Here is a 2,737-nt window from a genome sequence, read left to right on the forward strand (position 1 = left end):
ATTGAAAAAAATGAAATAACAAGAAAAAAAGCAATAATGAAAATATTTTCGCTAGAGATTATTGAACTTAAAAATAAATCTAACCATCCTATTTTATTCAAGTAGAACCAATTAGCCATCAATGCTAAAAATGATATAAATGTAGATGATGTTAGAAATAATGTAATTACTTTCTGATAACGCTTCATACTAGCTCCTATAAAAATAAAATCTTGATCCTTTATAAAAATAGCCTACCCCAATGAAATTGTAGGATAGACTATTTATTAATAATCTAATATTAATTCACGTCTCTTAAAACTCCAATCAAGATATTCGAAAACACTCATACATCTTTTCTGTCATCACCCACAGTGCCTTATTAAATTTGATATCACCATCAATACCATTCACCGAACGCGTGCGAGCACGTTTGCCTTTTGCATTTTTCCCAGACAATCCCCCCTTGATTAAATTCTCCTGCAAACGTTGGTACACAGTCCACAGATCATCTTTCTTATCTTCCCAACGACGAGGTTGTAATACTTGTTCCTCGGTAATCGGTTGATGTTCCTCACCAAAACGATAAGTTAAAGCTGCTTGTGCCAAGGCTTGTTGTGCTGGTGGCGGTAACAATAGTGACTGCATCTGTTCGCGCTTTTCTGCCACCGAATCAAAGGTTTCCAATACCTTATAGGCTCCTTCAATTACTTTTCCTACAACATCACCTTTGTGCGGTACACGCACTTCGCCGAAGGAATCTCCGCAAACCAAACCATTTTGACAAACGGCTCTAAATAAGCTCGGCAACATTTGATAACTGCTTGAGCCATCATGACTATTCAACAAAATAATTTCAGGGACTTGAATACCGGTGATTTGGTCATGTCGCCGTAACCTAAGCATGTGTTTGGTGTGCATCTTTCGACTGTTGTCTCTTACTCGTGTTTGACAAGCAAAGAACGGATAGAATCCTTCTTTTTGTAAACTATCCAATAAGGTAATAGTGGGAATATAGGTATAACGGTCACTTCTCGACTCATGTTTTTCTTCAGAGAAAACACTGGGTACGGTACAAAATAATTCTTCCATCGTTAATGGCCGGTCACGACGAATACTGTTGGCACGCCCAAAGCGTGAGGCTAATCGACTCATCATCAATCCTTAAATAATTTATTAGTTAGATAAATACGTTAAATACAGTGAAATAATGCAGACAGAGATAAGAACAATGGGGTGAATATAGGAGCGAGGAAAGCGTAAAATGCGTAAAATAGATTAATCAATTAGGTAGAAGATAGCCTCTGCTTCAGGGTGCTGTGAAGCAAAATCCTGTAGTTGATAAAAACGTTCGCACATCACCTCTCTTTCTGTTTTAAATGACCACACACTAGAAACCAATAAACACACGACAATACCCATCACTTGAGGAGAAACCTGCGATTCATGCCTATTATGAGAGTTGATTAAAAGCATGTGCTCTTCCGATAAATCAGGGTAAAGGTAAGCCCCTTGATTTGATAAAGTACAAAACGACCAAAAACCCCGTGATAGTCAGGACATAATTGGTCGAGGGTGTGAAAGATAACGGATTCTATTTTTAACCATTGTGGAATAGCCGCAAAGATATTGTCTTCAAAACTTTTTAATACTCGATGGCTATGCCCTTCAGACCACTTCTTATTGGTTGCATGCCAATCACGTGCAACCTTCTCGAATGTATTAAATTCTTTTTGTTGCTCTTCTTTCACTTCTTTGCGTTTTTCGCTTGGATCAAATCCGTTAGCAATTAACTTTCTGGCTGTATCTCTTTTCTCTCTGGCTTCTGCAAGTGAAATATCAGGGTAAACACCCAGTGCCAACATTTTTTGCTTACCGCCAAAGCGATACTGTAAACGCCAATATTTTGAGCCGTTGGTATGTACCATCAAGTGCATACCATCACCGTCTGTTAATTTATACGATTTATCCAGAGGCTTAGCAGCCCTGACTTTAGCATCAGTAAGAGCCATGATTTATCTCCTTGCGTTGGTACAAACTATTATCTAATCGAGAGATACCAACACATATACCAACAGCAGGTACTTGATGTGGGTTGACCTTAGTATACTTGGGAAGACTAAAAAGTGAGGAAAAGCCTTGTAAAACAGGGATTTCAGATACAAAAAAAGACGTCCGTTGACGTCCATTGATGTTCTTATGGTGCCGAAGGCCGGACTCGAACCGGCACACCCGAAGGCGGTTGATTTTGAATCAACTGCGTCTACCAATTCCGCCACTCCGGCACTGAAGTGTGTTTGGAAAACAGGCTCATTATACTTGCGTGAGGAACCCTCGCAACAATTATTGTTGGTTTTCAGTTTGATTGGCGAAAAAAAGTGCATTTATCTTATCGTTCTTCTATGAATGGGGCAAACTTGTAACATTCATCTATCGATAAGCAACATTGAATTTAACAAGTCTCAATCTCTGAGTCTCTTAGCACACTGACTTCATTTATTTGTGCATATATGGATTATCTTCTGTTGTCATCGTTATAACTGAGCAGTAGACAAAATCGATATATTAAATTATATATAACGAGATATAAAAAAAGGATCAAAACTGGGTTAGTGTTTTGATCCGACGGTACTGCAATTTAAGGGCTTAATTTTATTTTTATGACTATCGTTATTTTTTTAATGTCACTGCCCTTTTCTTCTCTGGTGTAAGGAAGAATTTTTATTCTAAATAGAGTGTTATATTTAATATATATTGT

The 2,737-nt window shown here is 37.8% G+C and carries 1 protein-coding gene, 1 tRNA gene and 3 pseudogenes; all 5 read right to left on the bottom strand.

Annotation, left to right across the window (positions count from 1 at the left end):
• Positions 1 to 188, bottom strand: a pseudogene (locus tag AACU98_RS16740) (hypothetical protein); the annotation flags it as partial.
• 118 nt (positions 189 to 306) lie between these two features.
• Entirely contained in the window at positions 307 to 1,134 is an 828-nt protein-coding gene (locus AACU98_RS16745) for a DUF932 domain-containing protein (RefSeq protein ID WP_062814570.1), read from the bottom strand.
• A 123-nt stretch (positions 1,135 to 1,257) separates the two neighbouring features.
• Positions 1,258 to 1,470, bottom strand: a pseudogene (locus AACU98_RS16750) (antirestriction protein); the annotation flags it as partial.
• Between the two features lie 122 nt (positions 1,471 to 1,592).
• Positions 1,593 to 1,991, bottom strand: a pseudogene (locus tag AACU98_RS16755) (Arm DNA-binding domain-containing protein); the annotation flags it as partial.
• A 188-nt stretch (positions 1,992 to 2,179) separates the two neighbouring features.
• Positions 2,180 to 2,264, bottom strand: a tRNA-Leu gene (locus AACU98_RS16760).
• Positions 2,265 to 2,737: the final 473 nt, after the last annotated feature.

Source organism: Proteus sp. G4380 (assembly GCF_963885725.1).
In the GTDB taxonomy this organism is placed as follows: domain Bacteria; phylum Pseudomonadota; class Gammaproteobacteria; order Enterobacterales; family Enterobacteriaceae; genus Proteus; species Proteus mirabilis.